At 65.4% G+C, this 20,864-nt stretch carries 15 protein-coding genes and 1 tRNA gene; 12 read left to right on the top strand and 4 right to left on the bottom strand.

The window, feature by feature from the left end:
* Positions 1 to 180: 180 nt before the first annotated feature.
* Both C5F75_RS06970 and C5F75_RS06975 read left to right on the top strand, forming a co-directional pair.
* Positions 181 to 525, top strand: coding sequence for a DUF4212 domain-containing protein (locus C5F75_RS06970; RefSeq protein WP_060010396.1), 345 nt, complete (start codon positions 181 to 183; stop codon positions 523 to 525).
* 3 nt (positions 526 to 528) lie between these two features.
* Positions 529 to 2,544: a sodium:solute symporter family protein gene (locus tag C5F75_RS06975; RefSeq protein ID WP_060010400.1), complete on the top strand. Its 2,016-nt coding sequence runs from the start codon at positions 529 to 531 to the stop codon at positions 2,542 to 2,544.
* Positions 2,545 to 2,628: 84 nt separating this feature from the next.
* Here the strand turns inward: C5F75_RS06975 and C5F75_RS06980 are convergent.
* A tRNA-Ser gene (locus C5F75_RS06980) sits at positions 2,629 to 2,719 on the bottom strand.
* A 350-nt stretch (positions 2,720 to 3,069) separates the two neighbouring features.
* On the opposite strand from C5F75_RS06980, the gene C5F75_RS06985 reads away from it, so the two are divergent.
* The 7 genes from C5F75_RS06985 to C5F75_RS07015 all read left to right on the top strand — a co-directional run bounded on the left by C5F75_RS06985 (position 3,070) and on the right by C5F75_RS07015 (position 12,602).
* Positions 3,070 to 5,847: a type VI secretion system Vgr family protein gene (locus C5F75_RS06985; RefSeq protein WP_104012003.1), complete on the top strand. Its 2,778-nt coding sequence runs from the start codon at positions 3,070 to 3,072 to the stop codon at positions 5,845 to 5,847.
* Positions 5,848 to 5,870: 23 nt separating this feature from the next.
* Positions 5,871 to 8,132: a T6SS effector phospholipase Tle3 domain-containing protein gene (locus C5F75_RS06990; protein ID WP_104012004.1), complete on the top strand. Its 2,262-nt coding sequence runs from the start codon at positions 5,871 to 5,873 to the stop codon at positions 8,130 to 8,132.
* Positions 8,129 to 9,610 (top strand): virulence factor, encoded by a 1,482-nt coding sequence (locus tag C5F75_RS06995; protein ID WP_180278202.1) that lies wholly within the window; start codon positions 8,129 to 8,131, stop codon positions 9,608 to 9,610. The genes C5F75_RS06990 and C5F75_RS06995 overlap by 4 nt, the downstream gene beginning before the upstream one ends.
* A gap of 9 nt (positions 9,611 to 9,619) precedes the next feature.
* Positions 9,620 to 9,883: a PAAR domain-containing protein gene (locus C5F75_RS07000; protein ID WP_060966367.1), complete on the top strand. Its 264-nt coding sequence runs from the start codon at positions 9,620 to 9,622 to the stop codon at positions 9,881 to 9,883.
* Positions 9,884 to 9,930: 47 nt separating this feature from the next.
* Positions 9,931 to 11,268, top strand: a complete 1,338-nt coding sequence (locus C5F75_RS07005; RefSeq protein WP_104012005.1) for a virulence factor — start codon at positions 9,931 to 9,933, stop codon at positions 11,266 to 11,268.
* A 209-nt stretch (positions 11,269 to 11,477) separates the two neighbouring features.
* Positions 11,478 to 11,861: a hypothetical protein gene (locus tag C5F75_RS07010; RefSeq protein WP_258048545.1), complete on the top strand. Its 384-nt coding sequence runs from the start codon at positions 11,478 to 11,480 to the stop codon at positions 11,859 to 11,861.
* A 120-nt stretch (positions 11,862 to 11,981) separates the two neighbouring features.
* A complete protein-coding gene (locus C5F75_RS07015; protein ID WP_104012006.1) occupies positions 11,982 to 12,602 on the top strand; it encodes an HAD family hydrolase in 621 nt (206 codons plus the stop codon).
* A gap of 30 nt (positions 12,603 to 12,632) precedes the next feature.
* Here C5F75_RS07015 and C5F75_RS07020 read toward each other — a convergent pair whose 3' ends face one another.
* The gene (locus C5F75_RS07020; protein WP_104012007.1) at positions 12,633 to 13,742 is read right to left on the bottom strand and encodes a fatty acid desaturase; all 1,110 of its coding nucleotides are present in this window, start codon (positions 13,740 to 13,742) and stop codon (positions 12,633 to 12,635) included.
* Between the two features lie 225 nt (positions 13,743 to 13,967).
* Between C5F75_RS07020 and C5F75_RS07025 the strand changes: the two genes are divergently transcribed.
* Positions 13,968 to 15,005, top strand: coding sequence for an AraC family transcriptional regulator (locus tag C5F75_RS07025; protein ID WP_059640038.1), 1,038 nt, complete (start codon positions 13,968 to 13,970; stop codon positions 15,003 to 15,005).
* Positions 15,006 to 15,081: 76 nt separating this feature from the next.
* Here C5F75_RS07025 and C5F75_RS07030 read toward each other — a convergent pair whose 3' ends face one another.
* Positions 15,082 to 16,131, bottom strand: coding sequence for a lactonase family protein (locus tag C5F75_RS07030; protein WP_104012008.1), 1,050 nt, complete (start codon positions 16,129 to 16,131; stop codon positions 15,082 to 15,084).
* Positions 16,118 to 17,485 carry an MFS transporter gene (locus tag C5F75_RS07035; RefSeq protein WP_060966360.1) on the bottom strand — a complete coding sequence of 456 codons (1,368 nt, stop codon included), beginning with the start codon at positions 17,483 to 17,485 and terminating at the stop codon, positions 16,118 to 16,120. Before C5F75_RS07035 ends, C5F75_RS07030 begins: the two co-directional genes overlap by 14 nt.
* Positions 17,486 to 18,058: 573 nt before the next feature.
* Between C5F75_RS07035 and C5F75_RS07045 the strand changes: the two genes are divergently transcribed.
* On the top strand, positions 18,059 to 19,039 hold the full coding sequence (locus C5F75_RS07045) for an acetyltransferase (RefSeq protein ID WP_104012017.1): 981 nt from the start codon (positions 18,059 to 18,061) through the stop codon (positions 19,037 to 19,039).
* Between the two features lie 342 nt (positions 19,040 to 19,381).
* Positions 19,382 to 20,860 (top strand): cryptochrome/photolyase family protein, encoded by a 1,479-nt coding sequence (locus C5F75_RS07055; RefSeq protein ID WP_104012018.1) that lies wholly within the window; start codon positions 19,382 to 19,384, stop codon positions 20,858 to 20,860.
* The last annotated feature ends 4 nt before the right edge of the window (positions 20,861 to 20,864 follow it).

Raw genomic sequence — 20,864 nt, forward strand, 5'->3', positions numbered from 1 at the left:
TCTTGCGCTCGCTCGCGAAGGGCGAGGCGATCACGCAGGATACGTCCACGCTCGAGAATCCGGCCATCCTCGAGCAGCTCACCGAAGTGCGCTGAGCGCCTGCCGGTTGCGCATCACGCGCGCGAGCCCCTGCGCGGCAATCCCGATTGCCCGCGCAGGGGCTTTTTGCTACATAACGGCATGACCGTTCCGACCCGTCCGGCGCCTGCTGCGCCACCTCCCGTTCCCGCGCCGCTCGCGCGTGCGCACGCACGCTACTGGCGCTTCAACGTCGCGCTGATCGCGGTGCTGATGGTGATCGGTTTCGCGGTGTCGTTCATCGTGCCGTTCTTCGGGCCCGCGCTCGCCGGGGTTCGCTTCGCCGGCTTCAGCCTGCCGTTCTATGTCGGCGCACAGGGCGCGATTCTCGTGTACCTCGTGCTGATCGTCGTCTACATCGGGCTGATGCAGCGCGCGGACCGCACGCTGCGCCGCGCGTACGACGAGCATGCGGCGTGCGCCGGCCATGCGAACGGCGGGCGCTGATTCATGCTGACACATCGACTGATACGCGCTTACGCGCTCTACACGCTCGGGTTTCTCGGTTTCGTGCTGCTGATGTGGCGGATCGAGCGCGCGACGGGCTCGGGCGTGTGGATCGGCTACGTGTTCCTGTTCGTGCCGATCGCCGTGTACGCGGTGATCGGGTTGTTGTCGCGCACGTCCGATCTCGTCGAGTACTACGTGGCCGGGCGGCGCGTGCCGTCCGCGTTCAACGGGATGGCGACGGCGGCCGACTGGCTGTCGGCCGCGTCGTTCATCGGCCTGGCCGGCTCGCTCTACGCGACCGGTTACGACGCACTCGCGTACGTGATGGGCTGGACGGGCGGGTTCTGCCTCGTCGCGTTCCTGCTCGCGCCGTATGTGCGCAAGCTCGCGCGCTACACGATTCCCGATTTTCTCGGCACGCGCTTTTCCAGCACGGCCGTGCGCGCGCTCGCGGCTGGCGCGGCGATCCTGTGTTCGTTCGTGTACCTGGTCGCGCAGATCCAGGGGATTGGCCTGATCGCGACGCGCTTCATCGGGGTCGATTTCGCGATCGGCATCTTCTGCGGGCTCGCGGGCATTCTCGTGTGCTCGTTTCTCGGCGGGATGCGTGCGGTCACGTGGACCCAGGTCGCGCAGTACATCATCCTGATCAGCGCGATCCTGATTCCGGTGTCGCTGATCGCGATGAAGAACGGGCTCGGCCCCGTGCCGCAGTTCAATTACGGCAAGCTGATGGAGCGCGTCGCGGCGCGCGAGGCGCAGGTGCGCGACGCGCGCGACGAGCAGCAGGTGCGCGATGCGTACCGCCGGCAAGCCGCGGCCATCCAGACGCGGCTCGACCGGTTGCCGGCGTCCTATGCGGACGCGCGCCGTCATCTCGTCGACCAGCTTGCGGACCTGCGGCGCCACAACGGGCCGCTGCGCGAGATCAGCCAGCGCGAGCGCGAGCTGGCCGATTTCCCGCGCGATCCGGCGGCGGCGCGCGTGGCGTGGACGCAGGCGCGCGACGACCTGCTCGCGCGTGCCGAGCCGCCCGTGCCGATGCACGAGCCGTTTCCGGCCGCGAGCGAAGACGAACGCAAGCCGCGCGAGCGGAATTTCCTCGCGCTGCTGCTGTGCCTGTCGCTCGGTACCGCGAGCCTGCCGCACATCCTGACGCGCTACAACACGACCACGTCGGTTGCGTCGGCACGGCGCTCGGTCGGCTGGACGCTGTTCTTCATCGCGCTGTTCTACCTGAGCGTGCCGGTGCTCGCGGTGCTGATCAAGTACGAGATCCTCGCGAATCTCGTCGGGCGGCCGTTCGCCGAATTGCCGGGGTGGGTCACGCAGTGGCATCACTTCGAGCCCGACCTGATCAGCGTCGTCGAGGTGATTCGCGACGGCATCGTGCACTGGTCGGAAATCCAGATGCAGCCGGACATGGTCGTGCTGGCCGCGCCGGAAATCGCGGGGCTGCCGTACGTGGTGTCGGGGCTGATCGCGGCCGGTGCGCTGGCCGCGGCGCTGTCGACCGCGGACGGGCTGCTGCTGACGATCGCGAATGCACTGTCGCACGACGTCTACTACTGCATGGTCGCGCCCGATGCGTCGAGCCAGCGGCGCGTGACGATCTCGAAGGTGCTGCTGCTCGGGGTGGCGCTGTTCGCGTCGTATGTCGCGTCGCTCAATACCGGGAAGATTCTGTTTCTGGTCGGCGCCGCGTTTTCGCTGGCGGCGTCGAGCTTCTTTCCGGTGCTGGTGCTGGGGGTGTTCTGGAAGCGCACGACGACGCGTGGCGCGATTGCCGGGATGGTGACGGGGTTGGCGGTGTGCGTGTACTACATCGTGTCGACGTATCCGTTCTTCACGCAACTGACCGGGTTCGCCGGGCGCACGTGGTTCGGGATCGAGCCGATCAGTTCGGGCGTGTTCGGGGTGCCGGCGGGGTTTGCGGTGGCGATCGTGGTGAGTCTGTGCGACAGGCGGCCGGATGAGTATACGCGGGCGTTGGTGGATTACATTCGGCATCCGTGAGGGGGCGGGGCGATGTATGGCGTGTCGGCGGTCCCAAAATGAAAAGCCCCTGATTCCTAGGGAAATCAGGGGCCTCACGTATTCTGGCGGAGAGAGGGGGATTCGAACCCCCGATAGGCGATTAACCTATACACGCTTTCCAGGCGTGCGACTTAAACCACTCATCCATCTCTCCGGAAGACCGAGAGTATAGCAAACTCTGGCGGCAGCCCGCCACTCCCTTCCGCGCCTGTCGGAAAATCGTCGATTCATACCGAGCGCGCGTCGCCCTGCGTCAGATCGTGACGACCCGTACGACCTGTTCGCTACATCGGACACGGAACGTCCCGGTTCGAAAGAATGTGAACGGTTGAGTCCGTTCGGACGCTTCGCAAAAAGGATTCTAAATCCTGTCAAAAAGCCGTCACCAAGCCGACAAATTTGTTATGCTCGCCGAAAATCAGACGGGCGGCACTCCCAGGACGGACCAGCGGGCGTGATTGCTTGCCGAATAACGAAGTCAAACAAAATCCTGAGAGTCACGCTGTGAATACAGCCGAATTGCTGCGCACGTTTGCGTCCGGGGTGGTCGATCAGAACAATCGGCCGGTTCGCATGAACTGGGGGGCCGCCCAGAAAACGCTCGAGCAGGTGCTTGCGCTCCAGTATGCCGATATCCGCGAAGGGTTGATGACGGGCATCGAGGGGCATCTGACCTGCGTGTCAGCGCGGGCCGATCTTCCGATCCGCAGCTTCATCGGGCTGCCGGTCTCCGTCGAGATGACGACCGATCGCGGGCGTCTCCATACCATCAACGGCATTGTCACCGACGTTCGCACCGGACAATCGGACGGTTCACTGACCTGCTACCAGCTGACGATTCGCGACGTGCTGTCCGTGATGGAGCGGCGCACCAATTCGCGGTTGTTTCGGTCCAAGAGCCTCCCCGACATCCTGGGTGTGCTGCTTCAGGAATGGCGCCAGCGCAGCTCGGCGCTCGCGGGCGCATTCGAATTCGATCTGTCCGGTCTGCAAGCCGAGCGTTACCCCGCGCGGGAACTCACACGGCAGGTCAACGAGTCGGACGCGCATTTCATTCGGCGCCTGTTGCGACGGGAGGGAGCGACCGTATTCGTCAAGGCGGGCAAGGCCGGGGAGCGGGCGAGCGGCAATGCGCACGACACGCCGGTGCATACGCTCGTCTTTGCCGACGACTCGATGAAGTTGCCGCAGACGGCCGCCGGCACCATCCGCTACCACCGTGACGCCGCCACCGAAGAGCGCGACTCGATCACGCTGTGGGCGACGAGCCGCCGGTTGATTCCGGGCAAGATCGTCCGGCCGACGTGGGACTACAAGAGCGGCCGGATGTCCCAAACCGAGCAGGCGACGATCGTCGATCAGGGCGACAGTGGCAACGACCTCGGGCATTTGCTGGCCGACGTCGTGATCGATATCCCGCACGCCGGGGATTCGTCGTCCGATCTCGACCGAATCGGCAAGGACCGGATGCTGGCGCATGAACTGCGCGCCGAATCCGTCGACGGCGTGAGCAACGTGCGTGATCTGGCCGTCGGTCACTGGTTTGCGCTCGCGGAGCATCCGCAACTCGACACGTTGCCGGCTGAACAGCGGCAGTTTGTCGTCACGTCGCTTCATCATTGCGTGCGAAACAATCTGCCGAAGGAACTGAACGAGCGCGCGCAATCGCTGTTCGCGGCAAGCCGCGTGCTGTTCAGCGCGGTGCCGACCGACGTGAGCGGCAAGCCGGGCGACGAAAGCGACAGGCGCTACGAGAACACGTTCTCGTGCGTGCGGCGCGGCGTGCCGCTGACGCCTGCCTACGATCCGCACGTCGACCTGCCGCCCGTGCATCCGATGACGGCCGTCGTCGTCGGGCCGGAGGGCGAGGAGGTGTTCTGCGATGAAATGGGCCGCATCCGGGTGCGGATCCAGGGGCTGAGCGCGGACGATCATGCGCACGCGCAGGGTGCCGGCACGAGTGGCACGCCGTCCGACAGCGCACCGGTGCGCGTCGCCTGCGCGCTAGCCGGGCCGAGTTTCGGCGCGAATACGTTGCCGCGCGTCGGCATGGAAGTGCTGATCGGCCATATCGGCGGCGATCCGGACCGGCTCGTCGTGATGGGTGTGCTGGCCAATGGGCCGAACATGCCGGCGACCTTCAGTCATACCGGCGCGCTGCCGGGCAACCGCTATCTTTCCGGCACGAAGACGAAGGAAATCAAGGGGCAGCGGTACAACCAGATCCGCTTCGACGATACGCCCGGGCAGATCAGCAGTCAGTTGGCGAGCGAGCATGCGTACAGTCAGCTGAACCTCGGCTATCTGACGCAGCCGCGCGACAACGGGCAGGGGGCGGCGCGCGGCGAAGGCGCGGAATTGCGCAGCGATGCGCACGTGGCGATTCGAAGCGGCAAGGCGATACTGATTTCGGCCTGGGAGCGGCTGCGCGCCAGTGACGGCCACCTCGCGCGGGACGAGTATCTGCAACTGATGCAGGAATGCGTCGAGCTGTTCAAGAGTCTCGGCGACTATGCGGGCCAGCATCAGGGCGTCGCGCCCGATACGCAGCCGCACGATGCACTCGTGACCACGGTGAAAGGCTGGCCGAATGGCGAGGCGTCCGGCGGCGGTGAGTCGTCAGGCGCGCCGATGGCCGCGATCGGCATCACCGCACCGGCCGGCATCAGCATGGCGACGCCGAAGACCGTGACGACCCATGCGGGCGGCAACGTCGATGTCGTCGCGCAGAACCACCTGCAGTACACGAGCGGGCAGCGGATCAACCTGCAGGCCGGGCACGGTGTCGCGATGTTTGCGCACAGCGAAGGCGTGTCGGCAATCGCCAACCAGGGGAAAGTTGCGCTGCAGAGCCAGAACGACGACACGCAGATCGATTCGGCGAAGAACATCCAGATGACGGCGGGCGGCGGCAAGCTCGCGGGCATGGCCAGCGAGCAGGTCGTGTTCGTGACGTCGGGCGGCGCGTATCTGAAGCTGCATGGCGGCGATATCGAGCTCGGGTGTCCGGGGAGTTTCACCGTCAAGTCCGCGTCGCATACGTGGGCCGGGCCGGCGAGCATGAGCGCCGACTTTCCGAAGTTCGACCAAGGCTCGCTGGGGCGCGTGCCGAAGCTGGTACGCGCCACGGACGGGCAGCCGGTCGAGGGCATGGAAGCCGAGGTGCGAAAGGCGTCGGGCGAATTGATCAAGGGGAAGACCGACGCGCAAGGCAAGCTGGCGCCGGTCAGCAGCGATCAGTTCGAACAATTGGCGGTTCGCTTTTTCAAGTCCAGAACCTGAGCTGAGTCTTCAAGAAAAACAACATGTTCAACTACAACTTTGCGCAGAACCCGGGCGGGCAACCGTCGACGGACGACCCGTCGCAGACTTCGGTGGGCGGTGGACTGGGGACGACACTGTTCAACCGCAACGACCTCGAGTGCGTGATGCAGATGCCGTTGCCGGGCGTCGTCATTTTCGTGCACGGGGTGAATTCGGAAGGGGAATGGTTCAAGGACGCCGAGAAGGGGTTGTGTGCCGGATTGAACCGGCGCATGGGGCGTTATGACGATCAACTGTTCCATTGGGGGCCGGTGGCCGGGCAGATGACGCCGGTCAGCTATATCGAAAGCCTGACGCCAGACGGTTTCCTGAATCCGGACATGTCGTCGAAGACGTACATCAAGCCCGATCCGTCCTTTTCGCCCGTCATCCACTTTCGGTGGGGCTATGCCGCGAACGCGGAGGAGCTGAAGGAGTATGGCGACAAGATCATGCTCAACGAAAAGAATTACTGGGGCGGTGGCCCGTTCGCGGGCGGGTGTACGAGTTTGCCGGATCTGTGGAACGACGGGTTGAACGATCGGCTTTTCCTGTGGCTGACCGTCCAGCACATGAATGGCATCGGCAATCGAAAAATCTACTCCACGCCACCGCGCACTTACGGTGTGCTTGGCGCACTGCGGCTTGCACGCCTGGTCGAATCGATCCGCAAGCGACAGGCCGACGCGCCGATCACGATCGTGTGCCACAGTCAGGGAAACATGATCGGTCTCGCCGCTGCATTCCTTGGAGACCGCTTGCCCGAGGTGACGGATCAATGGGGTAAGAAAGGGCGCTGCGTCGCCGATACCTATGTTCTCGCCAATCCCCCGTACAGTCTCGTCGAGGCCAACATGACCGACTCGTGGGCCCAGCGCGGGGTGCGCGACAAGAACGGGCACGTGGGGCGCGAGACCTATGTCGCGCGCAAGGAAACGCTGAGGGAGTACTTCGATATCCTGCGTGCCCGGGCCGAGCTCGAGATGCCTGCGGAGGATCTGGATCGCGCAATGGAAAACGCAAGGCCGTCGAAGAATGGGGGCAAGCCGTATAGCGCAGCCAAGGACCGGGATGCGCACGGGTTGTACCAGAAAAACACGTACGGCAGAGTGACGCTGTACTGTTGCCCGCACGATCAGGTCATTTCGGCCTTGACCGTTCAGGGAATCGGCTGGCGCGGGATGAGTGTCGACGAGATCAGTGCGACCAACGGGTGGGGTGTTTTCTCGCAGCGCGTGTTCGCGTCGAATTTCGAGGTGGGCGGAGAGAACAAGCTCTATCGGTATTGGCAGGATGACTGGCGCAAGGACAAGAACCAGAAGGAAGGTTTCTGGTATCCGCCGTCACCACCTGCACGGTATGGTCTTGGACGAGGCGCGCATTCCAATAAATCGTGGATCGCGAAGTTTTTCACGATTGCAACGAGCCCGGCTCTTTACCTGTTCAATTTGACTAACATGGCGGTCAATGCCGATCCGCCGAAAGACTGGGAAATCCCGATTACGGCACCGATGCTCGACAAGGAGACTCGCTTCCTTCCGCAGGCGTTGCGCTACGACAAACCGTCGGGCGCTTGCGATGCGCAGGGCAAACCGATTGAGGAAGGGCGCTTCAACGAGAGTTACGATCCGCCGTCGGCTGCGCGCGATGCCAAGAAGGAGAGCAAGCGCGATGACGATCCGTACGACAACTTCGACGCGAAGTCGGAAAAATTCAAGACTGAGGGTGATGCGCTGAAAGCGCAGGGCGATGCGGCGTCCGAGGCTGCGCAGCGGTATGAGGATCATTCGATTCTTCGCATGGAAGCGCGGAGATCCGGAAATCGTCGCTGGGTCGACGAGATCGGAACCGTGGTCGGGGAGGACAATCCGGAGTCAGCGAGTGCTGACTATACGGAATGGCGGAACAAGGAGATATTTCAGATTCTGAACGGCGGGGACAAGAATAACCCCACCAACCATTCGACCATCATGACCAACAAGGACCATGCTGAAAAGGCGTTGGCTTATGATGTTGCAATTGGGCTTTGCTATCTGACTGAAGATGATTTGACATATCTCAGAACTCAAGCTGATTGGAGGTTTGCCAGTGATTCCAGGAAGGGTGATCCTAATTTCAATTTGATGGATTATATAAATACTGGAAAGCATGGCGATTTGTTTTTGCCTGATTGGGTGAAAAAAGACGAAAATGCCAAGATGCCAGGGAAAATATACGATGAGCGAGATGGTGGATTTTTCCTGAAGCTGGGAGGTGTATTGTGAAGGCGGTCATTTCTACCTGGCCGCGCCGAGTCGGGATTGCAAGTCTTGCGTTGTTTTTTGCTTTAGGGGCATCATTTTTGATATTGATTTCGTCGGGAAAGTCGACGGGAGAGTTATTGAGTATGGGTAATCTGATGAGACGATTGGTGCTGGTCCCTGGGCTCGTGGCAATCATGGTATTTGCGTTCGCAACGGTGATTGCAACCCCTCGCGCGGTGGCGGCCTCGTCGACCGATAAGGCAGTCGCCATAGCTGGGGCCAGTTCATCCAAACCTTTCATTGCTCAAGTTGTAGGGCTTGGATGGATGAATCCCCTTCAACGCAGAGACTACCCTACTGAGTGGCAAATATTGTGGACACTTGGTCTAGTCAAGCCAAATGTCAACGACGATATGGTTCGGACAAACCCGAAGAAGTATTCGACGTTGCAGGCAATTTCCATTGTCGCCGATGGTAATCGAGGTAGCGAATCTTTTTCCGGATTTTACGAGAAATATGTTGATAAATTGTTGTTGCTGTTCCGGGTTCCGTATTTTACTAATGAAGATTATTTTTATACCGTCAGTGCGGATGATAAAGGGAGGTGGCGAGAGTTGGCGGGTGTGCACGTCGAACTGGCTATTCCTTCTGGTCGAATTGAGCCTGCATCGGCTGCGTCATATCTGCGCAACCGCATTGTCAATATATTCGAAATCGGCAATCCATCCGCAAAAAATCTATGGAGCCGCGATACACCGCCTGATGTGCACGTGACGACGGGTCACGGCAATGCCGGCTTCGCATCGCTGGACGCAGCGCTGGACTATCTGGCTACGCATCCGGACAAGAGTGCATGGGTGATGAACTGGGACGCGCCGAGCTTTCCGCCGAACGACGAACAGATCAACGAGAACATGGTGGTGCTGTTCCTCGCGGGCCCCGACTTGAAGACCGAGCGTGAGCCGCTGGCCTGGATCGGCAAGGCTGCTCGAAGCAACGTCAAGGATTTTGAGGCCAAGCAGGGCGCGAGCCGCGCGGTTCAGGCATGGAAGTCGACGATCGATATGGCGGCGAGTAATGCAGGCGTGCCGGTGTCGTCGTTGAATTACATCGTGCACGACGCGGGTAAGGGCAGCGATGCTGCATCGACAAGAATTGCGTCGCTGTCGCAGACGCTGACGGAAGTCCTGCCGGAATACGATTTCCGTACGCAGACCTTCAATACATCGGCGTTGCTCGGTGACATGGGCGCCGGCGCGGCGCTGACCGATGTGGTGCTGGCGATTGGCCGAGCGAATCACCTCGGTGGAAATGTGCTCGTAGCAGGAACGACCGACACCGAGCATCCGACGGCGATGGTGGTGATTGCACCGTCGAAACTGACGCCAATCGACGCAAGTAAGAACTGGTTTCGTGCACGCGGCGGAAACAACGCCTATCTGCCTTGGTGGGGGCGTCGTCACGATGCGAGCCCGACGGCCCAAGGCTATTCAAAGTAAGGAACACGCATGCGCGGAATCATCCGGGTCGGCGACGCAACGAGCCACGGCGGTCAGGTCGTGACCGGCAGCGCGGTCAGCGAAGTGATGGGGCGGCCGGTCGCGCGGCTCGGTGATACGTGTGTCTGCCCGATCACGGGCCATCAGGCCTGCTTTATCGCCGAAGGCGATCCGCAGGTCATCGTCGACGGGAAGCCGGCCGCATTCGATGGTCACAAGACATCGTGTGGCGCGACGCTGATTTCGAGTCTGGCGTCGTCCGGACGGGAATGAATTATCGGACCAGCGCTCGGGATTGGTCGGCTCGATCGGGAATATTCATGCACTGCTTCAAGCTTGCCAGACGCTTCGGGTGCGTCTCGATGGTCATGGCAACACTCTTGTCGTTCCCGCCGTTGTGGGCCGAGACGAGCACCACATCGGCGCAATCTGTCGAAGGTGCATCTGCCGCGCCATTTGTTGCTCAAGTTGTCGGACTCGAATGGCTCAATCCGCTGCAGCGTCGTGACTATCCGACCGAGTGGCAATTGCTGTGGACGCTCGGGTTGGTGAAACCGAACGCCAACGACGACATGGTGCGGACAAACCCCAAAAAATACTCGACCTTGCAGGCGGTTTCCATCGTCGCGGACGGGCGGTGGGGGCGTGAGTCGTTCGTAGGTTTCTACAAGAAATATATTCGCGAACTTCTTGTGTTGTTTCGGACGCGCTACGTGATGAACCCCGATTATTTTTACACCATCGGCTCGAAGTACAAGCGGGAGTGGCGTGAACTGGCCGGGGTGCGTGTCGAACTCGCACTTCCTGCCGGCCGTCTCGATCCTGAAGCTGCCGGCGCGTTCTTGCGCGACGAAATGGTAAATGCGTACGAAATCGGCAACCCCTCCGCAAAAAATCTGTGGAGCAGCGATACGCCGCCCGATGTGCGCGTGACGTCGGGCCACGGCAATGCCGGCTTCGCGTCGCTGAACGCCGCGCTGGACTACCTGGCCGCGCATCCCGACAAAAGCGTGTGGGTGATGAACTGGGACGCGCCAGGTTTTCCCCCGCAGGACGAACAGATCAACGAGAACATGGTGGTGCTGTTCCTCGCCGGCCCGGCTCTGAAGACCGAGCGCGAACCGCTGGCATGGATCGGCAAGGCGGCGCAACGCAACGTCGAGGATTTCGACGCGAAGCAGGGCGGCAGCCGGGGAGGGCAGGCATGGAAGTCGACGATCGATGCGGCGGCAGGCAATGCGGGCGTCGCTGTTTCGTCGCTGAACTACGTTATTCACGATGCGGGCAAGGGCAGCGCTGCCGCGTCGGCAAGGGCCGCGTCGCTTTCGCAAGGGCTCGCGCAAGCCGCGCCGGAAAGCGACCTCCGCGACGCGACCTTCAACACGTCGGCACTGCTCGGTGACATGGGCGCCGGCGCGGCGCTGACCGATGTGGCGTTGGCGATCGGCCGCGCAAACCATCTCGGCGGAAACGTGCTCGTGGCGGGGACGACCGACGCCGAGCATCCGACGGCCGTGGTGGTGGTTGCGCCGTCGAAGCTGACACCGATCGATCCCGGCAAGGACTGGTTCCGCGCACGCGGGGAGAACAACGCGTACTTGCCGTGGTGGGGCCGCCGTCACGATGCGCGCCCGGCGTCGCAAGGCTATTCGTACTAGGGCGCGACGCAAGGGCTCGCGTTAAGCGATCTATAGCAATCGGCGGAATGGCGAGAGGTTAATTCTTTCAACGTACTTTCCATTTCTCTTTGCCGACGTGCCCAGAGGAATCCGGATTCGTGCTCCATCAAGGCACTTGTCCTGACGTTGCCGGAGGCAACATCGGAATCCCCATCGCATACATTGCAAAATGTATTGAAATGGAAAGGATGGCCTTGCTTGACGCGCCGCATCGTCGCGCCAGCCATGTCGACTACCGCGCGGCGCTCGGCGCGCTGAAGCAGTCGCTCGGCTTTTTCCCGCGCCGGACCGAGGAACTCGCCGCGAAGGCTCGCCATGCGGAAGAGAATCTCGTGGTCGTGCTCGCAGCGCTGAGCGCGGTGTCGGACGTCGTGCGGGCGCCGGACGACGCGGGCGTCGAGCGCACGCTGTTCGATCGCCGCAACATCGTCGGGCAGGCCGTCCAGCAGATCCGGATGCAGCCGGCGCAACTGCGCGGGCTCGACGAGCGCGTGACCGATCTGCTGTCGCGCGCCGATCACCTGATGAACGTCGTGCTGCCGGCGGCGCTGGCCGCGCGGCCGCCGCGCTGAGGGAACGATGCGACCGCGCGCTTCGGTGCGCGTGGTCTCGTGTCGGGCGATACGGTTTCGCGCGGATGGCCCCGACTCTGCTATCTTCCCCGCATCTCACCGCTTTCCCGCCGATTCCCCATGACCGACCGCATCGTCGCCGCCTTCGATTTCGACGGCACCATCACGACCACCGACAGCTTCCGCCATTTCGTCCGCCAGGCGGTCGGCACGCCGCGATTCGCGTGGGCCGGGCTGCGCGCGCTGCCGTGGATCTTCGCGATGAAGGCCGGGCTGCTGTCGCGCGGCGACGCGAAGGCGAAGTTCGCGTCGTTCGCGTTCGGGCCGATCCGCGAAGACGCGCTCGATGCACACGCGCGCACGTTCGTCGACAGTTATCTGCCGAGCCTCGTGCGTCCGGAAATGCTCGAACGCATTCGCGAACATCGCGCGCGCGGGCATGAAGTCGTGCTGGTCAGCGCGTCGCCGTCGCTGTATCTGGAGAAGTGGGCGAAGACGGCCGGCTTCGACGCGGTGCTTTCGACGCGGCTCGCGTTCGAGCGCGGTGTCTTCGCCGGGCGGCTCGACGGCGAGAACTGCTGGGGGCCGCAGAAGGTCGTGCGGTTGCGCGGATGGTGGGGCGACCGGCCGCCGAAGCAGTTGTTCGCGTACGGCGACAGCCGCGGCGACAAGGAAATGGCCGAGCTCGCGAACTGGTCGTGGATTCGCGGGCAGGGGCCGATGCCGCCGATCGGCGATTGACCCCGGCGCTGACGCCGCACGCGTCACGCGTTACGCGTCGGCCTGCGCGTCGCGCGTGCCGCGAGACGGACGATAGGCGCCCCAGCGATTCGCGCGGGCGAAGGTGCCGACGTCGCTGAAGCGTACGCCGACTTCGCGCAGCGCCGCATGCGCGGTGCGCGCGGTCAGCTGCCGGATGTAGAACGGGTCGCGCACCACGAAGTGATGGATCGCGTGCGTGCTGCCGAAATTGAAGCAGAACAACTGGAACGGCAGCATCCACCACGGGTTCAGCACCTGCGTCTGCTGGATCACGTTGCGCGAATCGATGTCGCCGAAGTAATGCATGTTCGAGCTGACGAAGTTGATGCAGAAGCTGCGCAGGAAGTTCGGCCCGAGCCACACCACCGCGAGGAAATCGACGACGCTCATCACGCGTTCGACGACGGCCGGCACCGTCACCGCGTAGCCGAACCCATGCAGTGCGAACAGGCCGACGTGATAGACGATGAACGCGTGCCACAGCGTGTAGTACAGGTGACCGATCGGCATGTACGACGACAGCTGCTCGACGCGCAGTTGCAGGCGCTCGGACGGATCCTGCACCGGCTGCGCGGCCACGTACTGCTTCACCTTGCGACGCATCGCGGCCGGCCGCAGCACGACGGCGAGCATGCCGTCCGCGATCATCAGCGCGCGCTTCACGCCCCAGCGCTCCCCGTTGGTGATGCCGAATTCCTCGAGATCCGATTCGCCGCCCGATACCTTGTGGTGATGCAGGTGCATGCGCCGCCGCGTCCACGGGTTGATCGTGCCCGGCCGCGTGAGCCAGCACAGCGCCATCATCAGGTGATACGCCCACGGTGTCTTCTTGAAGTACATCAGGTGGATCAGGTCGTGCTCGAGCTCGTGGATCAACGATGTGACGAACGCGGCGAGCGGCAGCGCGACGTACCACGCGATCGCGCCGCGCGCATACAGCCACGCGATCGCGAGCATCGCGCCGACCGACACGGCCATCACGGTCGCGCCGACGAGGTTCTGGTTGTCGAGCAGCGGAAACCGCGCGCGGATCGCGTCGCTCGCGGCGTTGACTTCGCGGCGGACGTACGCGACCTTGTCTGCGTCGTGGCGAAAGGCGGTTCGTGCGGGGTGGCTCATCGACCGGGATCCGTACGGAAGGAGTGGGGCGCAATGCCGATGCGACAAGCATAGGCGCGTGCCGGCGCGCGTGCGAGGGCCGCTGGTGCCAATCGTGGTGTCATTTCGGGCCACGTTGGCCGGCGGGCGCGCGCCCGAGCGGATGTCGTCGCGCTAGAGTGCCGACAAGGTGTCATGGCGGGCCAGCGACGCTACAATCCGCCGAAACCGCCCGGAGTGAGCCGCATGGTCCCGTCCGTTCCGGATGCCGCGCGCCAGTTGAACAAGGCGACGGTATCGTCCGCGTATGCGCTGTTCATGCTGATGCTGGCCGAGGAGCGCGGCATCGACGGCGGCCGCATCCTCGCCGGCTCGGGCGTCGAGCGCGACCGGCTCGCGCAGCCCGATGCGCGCATCACGCCGCTGCAGCAGGCGGCGATCGTGTTCAACCTGCTCGACGCGACCGACGATCCGTCGATCGCGATCGAGATCGGCCTGCGCAGCAGCCTGACGAAAGCGGGGCTGATCGGCTTCGGGCTGATGAGCTGCGCGACGCTCGGCGAGGCGATCGCGCTCGGCATCCGTTACCTGCCGACGCGCGTGCCGTTCTTCTCGGTGCGGCTCGCGCAGCTCGACGGCATCGTCGACATCGACGTGCGCGAAGCGTTTCCGCTCGGCCGGCTGCGCCAGTTCGCGGTGGAAAACTTTCTGGTCGAGACCGCGATCCTGTTCAATTCGCTGCTGTATCCGACGCCGGGGCGCACGCTGCAGTCGCGTGCCGAACTGCATTTCGAATGGCCGGAGCCGCCGTGGTTCGAGCGCTATCGCGCGCGCCTGCCGCGCTGCCATTTCGACGCGAGCGCGAACCGCATCCGCTGCGACGCCGCGCTGCTCGACGAGCCGATCGGCACCGCGAACGCGCAGACCGCGCAGATGATCGTCCAGCAGTGCGAGGCCGAACTCGCGCGGCTCGGCTACGCGGAAAGCATCGTCGAGCGCGTGCGCAACCTGCTGATCTGCGGCGAGGGCGGCTATCCGTCGGTCGACGATATCGCGCGCGAGCTGCATGTGTCGGCGCGCACGCTCAAGCGCAAGCTGGCCGAATACGGCGCGACCTATTCGGCGCTGCTCGACGAGATCCGGCTGCGCGACGCGCTGCGGCTGCTCGAAGGTACGCGCCTGCCGGTCGACGAGATCGCGGCGCGCGTCGGCTATACCGACCGCGCCAATTTCACGCGCGCGTTCAAGCGCTGGACGGGCGTGGCGCCGAGCGAGCGGCGCTGAACGCGCCGAATGGCGCACCCGCATCGGCGTGCCGGTTCCCGCGCGCGCGCGGATGTTCCTTCAAATCTTCAGACGTTCAGACGATCGCGATCCAGTTCGCGCCGCGGCCGCCCGGCACGCGCGCGTGCAGCGACAGCGTGCCGTCGTCCGGCGCGATCGCATACACCGCGACGTGTTCCGACTGTTCGCCGCAGGCGACCAGCCAGCGTCCCGACGGATCGATCGCGAAGCCGCGCGGCTGGGTCTCGGTGGGCGTCGCGTGGGTGGGCACGAATGTGCCATCTTCGTCGCGGCGATAGCCGAGCAACTGGCTCGACGTGCGCTCGCTGACGTACGCAAAACGTTCGTCGGGCGTCAGGTGCAGATCGGCGGCCCACACGGACGGCTCGGTGGGGGCGGGCGGGCGCGCATGCCCTTGCGCGAGCGCGGCGACCGCCGGGTGGCGCGCGCCGACGTGCGAGTTGCCGAGCCGGCCGGTGTCGATGTCGCGCGCGAAGGTCGCAAGCGTCGCCTGGAATTCGCCGACGACGACCAGCGTGCGGCCGTCATCCGCGAACCGCAGGTGACGCGGGCCGAAGCCGGCGGGCACGCGCGTTTCGCCGTGTTCGACCGCGCGCAGGCCCGTGGCGTCTTCGACCAGCGCGAAACCGAACACGCGGTCCGAGCCGAGCGAGCTGACGTACGCGAAGCGGTTGTCCGGCGACACGATCACCGCATGCGCGTTCGCGATGCCGCCGGCGACCTGCAGCGGCGTGCCGTCGCCGTCGCGCACGCGCGCGGCGTCGTAGACGCTCAGCGAATTCCCGCCGTACGATGCGCCGAGCAGCCAGCGGCCGCTGCGATCGAGCGACAGGTACGCATGGCTCGCGTCGATCGCGGTCGTGCCGATGCGTGCGAGCGCGCCCGTGGCGGCGGCGACGCGGAACGCGACGATCGTCGGCTGCGCGCCGCGCGTCGCGACGTAGAGCCGCGTACGGTCGGCCTGCACCGCGATCGGCATCGCGGCGTCGGCCGCCGGATAGCGGGCGAGCGGCGCGAGCGTGCCGTCGCCGGCGAGGGAGAACGTGGCGAGGTCGCCGTCGACGGCATTCGAGACGACGACGGTCAGGCGGTCAGTGTTCGGCATGGCGGAGCATCGGGGCGTGCGTGAAGGATTCGTCGGCCGGCCGGCCGCGCGGCGGATCGCTGCGCCGGTGCGTGCGCGCGAACAGCGCGGCGACCGCGGCGACGAGCGAAGCGATCGCGAGCGCATACAGCCCGCCCGTGATCGAACCCGTATGTTGCTTCAGATAGCCGAAGGCCGTCGGCGCGACGAAGCCGCCGAGGTTGCCGACCGAGTTGATCAGCGCGATCACGGCCGCGGCCACGCGCGTGTCGAGATAGCCCTGCGGGATCGGCCAGAACAGCGACGCCGCCGCCTTGAAGCCGAGCGCGGCGAAGCAGACCGACGCGAACGACCACACCGGATTCGGCGACGTCGACGCGAACAGCCCGCACGCGGCGAGCACGAGCGCGAACGCGAGCCAGCGCTGCGGATGCTTCCACTTCGACGACAGCACCGCGAAGCCGTACATCGCGCCGATCGCGATCATCCACGGAATCGTGTTGTACAGGCCGACCTGGAAATCGGTGAGGCCACCCATCTTGCGGATGATGGTGGGCAGCCAGAACGTGGCCGCGTAGATCGTCAACTGGATCGAGAAGTACAGGAAGCAGAACAGCATGATCTGCGGATCGCGCAGCAGCGCGGTGGCGCGCACCGGCACGTTCGAGCGGACGTCGCGCGTCGCGCGCTCCTCGTCCAGCGCGTTCTGGAGGGCGGTGCGTTCGTCGGCCGTGAGCCACGTCGCGTCGCGGATGTGCGATTTCAGCAGCAGCCAGCTCGCGCCGCACAGCGCAACCGAGAACAGCCCTTCGATCAGGAACATCCATTGCCAGCCCGCGAGGCCGAAGCCGCGGATCGACAGCAGGGCGCCGGTGACGGGCCCGGACAGCACCGACGCGAACGCGGAGCCGCCGAGGAAGATCGCCATCGCCTTGCCGCGCTCCTGCGGCGGCAGCCATTGCGACAGGTACAGCACGACGCCGGGGAAGAAGCCGGCCTCGGCCGCGCCGAGCAGGAAGCGCAGCGCGTAGAACGACGTGTCGTTCCACACGAACGCCATCGCGGCCGCGACGATGCCCCAGGTCGCCATGATCCGCGCGAGCCAGACGCGGGCGCCGTAGCGCTGCATCAGCAGATTCGACGGCACTTCGAACAGCGCGTAGCCGACGAAGAACAGGCCGGCGCCGAGCCCGTACGCGGCCGCGCCGATGCCGATCGACGCTTCGAGGTGGCGATCGACGAAGCCGACGTTCACGCGGTCGATGTAGTTCGCGATGAACATGATCAGCACGAGCGGCAGCACGTGCCACTTCACTTTCGAGACGGCGGACGCGAGCGGATCGCGGCCGGGCAGGGCGGACGAGGGCGGGTTCAAGGGTGTCTCCGGTCGGGTGTCGGCGGGCGGAGCGGCAGCCCGCGGCGGCATCTGGGTGGCGGTTATGTAGTATGTCGTCGTATGACATGGTACGCCGGAGTGTCCTCGAACACGTCGCGGGTTTACCCGGGAATTTATCAAAAATTACCGAAATCTTGAGAGGGAAAGCGCCCGTCTTCACATCTGATGACGTATGACATAAGGCGACATTGCACCGATCGCTGCTTCAAGGTCGGGCCGGACTCGGCGCGAGGCTCGCGGTCGAGGCGGTGCGTGAGCGCACGGCGTGTGGCCGGCGCCGGCGGAGAAAACCGGCCTCGACGGGGCGATGTTCGATATTCACGCGCTCCGTACGGTGTGCCCATACAGGATGTCGTGCCGCCGATGAAGCGGCAGCGGCGCGATCGCGACGATCGACACGCAGGCGACCCGCAAGCCGTTTACCGGGAGCGCGACTACGCTGTATCGAAAGGCGCGCTCGCGGTTGCGGCAAAATATCTGGCGCCGGAACTCGGCGTGCTCGCCACGCGAGAACGGCCGCGATTTCATGCCTTGACGATGGAGCAACGGATCATGCAGGACAACCAGTACGCGCGGCACGTGTTCGCGTTCAACGGCGACGCGGACGGCCTGTGCGCGCTTCAGCAGCTGCGGCTCGCCGAACGCGTGCACGGCACGCTCGTGACCGGCGTGAAGCGCGACATCACGCTGCTCGAGCGGATCGACGCGCGCGCGGGCGACCTCGTCACCGTGCTCGACGTGTCGCACGACCAGAACCGCGATGCCTGCGCGCGGCTGCTGCGGGCAGGCGCGACGGTCCGCTATTTCGACCATCACTTCGCGGGCGAACTGCCCGACGATTCGCGCTTTCACGCGCATATCGACACGGCGGCCGACGTCTGCACGAGCGCGATCGTGAACCGCTATCTCGGCGGCCGGCACGTGCGCTGGGCCATCGTCGCCGCTTATGGCGACGAACTGCCGGCGCTCGGCGATGCGCTCGCGCGCGAGCATGGGGTCGACGAAGCCGAGCGCTGCAGCCTCGCCGAGCTGGGGCGCTATCTGAACTACAACGCATACGGCGAATGCGTCGGCGATCTGCATTTCGATCCGGCGGCGCTCGCGGAGGCGATGTTGCCGTGCGCCGATCCAGTCGATTTCGTGCGCGAGACGGCCGTGTTCGCCGCGCTGCGCGACGGCTATCGCGACGACATGGCGCTCGCGTGCGCGCTCGCGCCGCTGCGTGAGGTGCCGGGCGCGACGCTGGTCCGGATGCCCGATCATCCGTGGGCGCGGCGCGCGACCGGCATGCTCGCGAACGAACGGATGCGCAATGCGCCGCATACGGCGCTCGCGGTGCTGTCGCCGCGCGCGGGCGGCGGGCTCGTCGTCAGCGTACGCGTGCCCGACGGCCGGCCGATCGGTGCGGACGAGTTCTGCCGCGGCTTCGCGACCGGCGGCGGGCGCAAGTGCGCAGGCGGCATCAACCATCTGCCGGAAGCCGAGTTCGACGCATTCGCCGAGCGCTTCGAGGCCGCGTTCCGGCTCGACTGATCCAACATCGATGCGCCGTGCGCCGGGCGGGCCATCGCGCGGCACGTGCATCGCGAAGCGGACCAGCCGGCCGCACAGGTGGCCACGGCGGGCTTTCCTGCGTTCGTCGATGCGCGGGGCAGTGCGTCAGCGATGCGCCGGGCGCACGAACCGGTCGACGTACGACAGCCTCGCAAACATCACGTGCGTGCGGCCGGCACCGCAACCTTCATCGGGTCGGCGCCGCGTGTGCGGCCGCGCACGGCGTCGCCGTGATGCGCTAGCCGTAACGGCCGGCGTCGACACCGCGCAGCGCAGCCGCGACAATACGCATCTCCTTTCCCTTTCGTCATCGAGATGCCCGTGTCCGCCCAGTCGTCCGTTGCCCCAGCGATCGTATGGTTCCGCGACGATCTGCGCGTGACAGATCAGCCCGCACTGACGCGCGCGGTCGAATCGGGCCGGCCGCTCGTCTGCGTCTTCGTCGACGGCACGGACACGGGCGCCGGGCCCGCGCTCGGCGGCGCGGCGCGCTGGTGGCTGCACGGGTCGCTGGCCGGGCTCGACGCCGCGCTCGCGCGGCATGGCGGGCGCCTGCTGCTGTTGCGCGGCGACGCGCGGCGCGAGATCGAGCGCCTCGTTCGCGACACGGGCGCCGCGGCCGTGTACTGGAACCGCCGCTATCCGCAGCCACAGCGCGACGCCGATGCGGCGTTGAAGGCGTCGCTCAAGGCGCAGGGCGTGACGGTCGAGAGCAGCAACGGCAGCTTGCTGAACGAGCCCTGGGAGGTGCTGACGGGCAGCGGCGGCCCGTACCAGGTATTCACCGCTTACTGGCGCGCGGCGCGCCGCGATCGCACGGTGGCCGCGCCGCTGCCGGCGCCCGAGCGGATCGCGTTCCATCCGTGGCCGAAGGCCGTGCGCGAGCGCGCGCTGTCGCTCGATGCGCTCGCATTGCGTCCGCATGCGCCGGACTGGGCCGGCGGCCTGCGCGAGGCGTGGCCGGCGCCCGACGAAGCCGGCGCGCACGCGCAGCTCGACACGTTTCTGACGACCTCGCTCGCCGGTTATGCGGACGCGCGCGATCGACCCGACCGCCCCGCGACGAGCCGGCTGTCGCCGTTCCTGCGCTTCGGCAACGTATCGCCGCGACAGGTGTGGCATGCGGTGCAGGGCGCCGCGAACGCGGGCGGCGCGGCGTATGCGCTGCACGCCGACAAATTCCTGAGCGAGCTCGGCTGGCGCGAATTCAGCTGCATGCTGCTGTATCACTTCCCGGCGCTCGCGACCGACAACTTCCGCGCGCAATTCGATGCGATGCCGTGGCGCGACGATCCCGCCGCGTTGCATGCGTGGCAGCGCGGCCGGACCGGCTACCCGCTCGTCGACGCGGGCCTGCGCGAGCTGTGGACGACCGGCTGGATGCACAACCGCGTGCGAATGGTCGTCGCGTCGTTCCTGATCAAGCATCTGCTGATCGACTGGCGCGCGGGTGAAGCGTGGTTCCGGGACACGCTGGTTGACGCCGATCCCGCGAACAACGCGGCGAGCTGGCAATGGGTGGCCGGCTGCGGCGCCGACGCGGCGCCGTATTTCCGCATCTTCAATCCGGTCGCGCAGGGCCGGAAGTTCGACCCGGACGGCGCGTACGTGCGGCGCTGGGTGCCCGAGCTTGCCGGCCTCGACAACACGTCGATCCATGCGCCGTGGGAAGCGTCGCCGCTGGAACTCGACGCGGCCGGCGTGCGGCTCGGCGTCGACTATCCGGCGCCGCTCGTCGAGCATGCGGCCGCGCGCGCCCGTGCGCTCGATGCGCTGGCCGCGTTGCCGAAGCGTCGCTGACGAT

It is taken from the genome of Burkholderia anthinoferrum, from assembly GCF_002925705.1.
Classification (GTDB): Bacteria; Pseudomonadota; Gammaproteobacteria; order Burkholderiales; family Burkholderiaceae; genus Burkholderia; species Burkholderia semiarida.

Bases quoted from the DNA above. Each gene is read 5' to 3' on its own strand.
- C5F75_RS06970 (WP_060010396.1), top strand. From the start codon at position 181: ATGACCGTTCCGACCCGTCCGGCGCCTGCTGCGCCACCTCCCGTTCCC.
- C5F75_RS06975 (WP_060010400.1), top strand. From the start codon at position 529: ATGCTGACACATCGACTGATACGCGCTTACGCGCTCTACACGCTCGGG.
- C5F75_RS06990 (WP_104012004.1), top strand. From the start codon at position 5,871: ATGTTCAACTACAACTTTGCGCAGAACCCGGGCGGGCAACCGTCGACG.
- C5F75_RS07000 (WP_060966367.1), top strand. From the start codon at position 9,620: ATGCGCGGAATCATCCGGGTCGGCGACGCAACGAGCCACGGCGGTCAG.
- C5F75_RS07005 (WP_104012005.1), top strand. From the start codon at position 9,931: ATGCACTGCTTCAAGCTTGCCAGACGCTTCGGGTGCGTCTCGATGGTC.
- C5F75_RS07010 (WP_258048545.1), top strand. From the start codon at position 11,478: ATGGCCTTGCTTGACGCGCCGCATCGTCGCGCCAGCCATGTCGACTAC.
- C5F75_RS07015 (WP_104012006.1), top strand. From the start codon at position 11,982: ATGACCGACCGCATCGTCGCCGCCTTCGATTTCGACGGCACCATCACG.
- C5F75_RS07020 (WP_104012007.1), bottom strand. From the start codon at position 13,742: ATGAGCCACCCCGCACGAACCGCCTTTCGCCACGACGCAGACAAGGTC.
- C5F75_RS07025 (WP_059640038.1), top strand. From the start codon at position 13,968: ATGGTCCCGTCCGTTCCGGATGCCGCGCGCCAGTTGAACAAGGCGACG.
- C5F75_RS07030 (WP_104012008.1), bottom strand. From the start codon at position 16,131: ATGCCGAACACTGACCGCCTGACCGTCGTCGTCTCGAATGCCGTCGAC.
- C5F75_RS07045 (WP_104012017.1), top strand. From the start codon at position 18,059: ATGCAGGACAACCAGTACGCGCGGCACGTGTTCGCGTTCAACGGCGAC.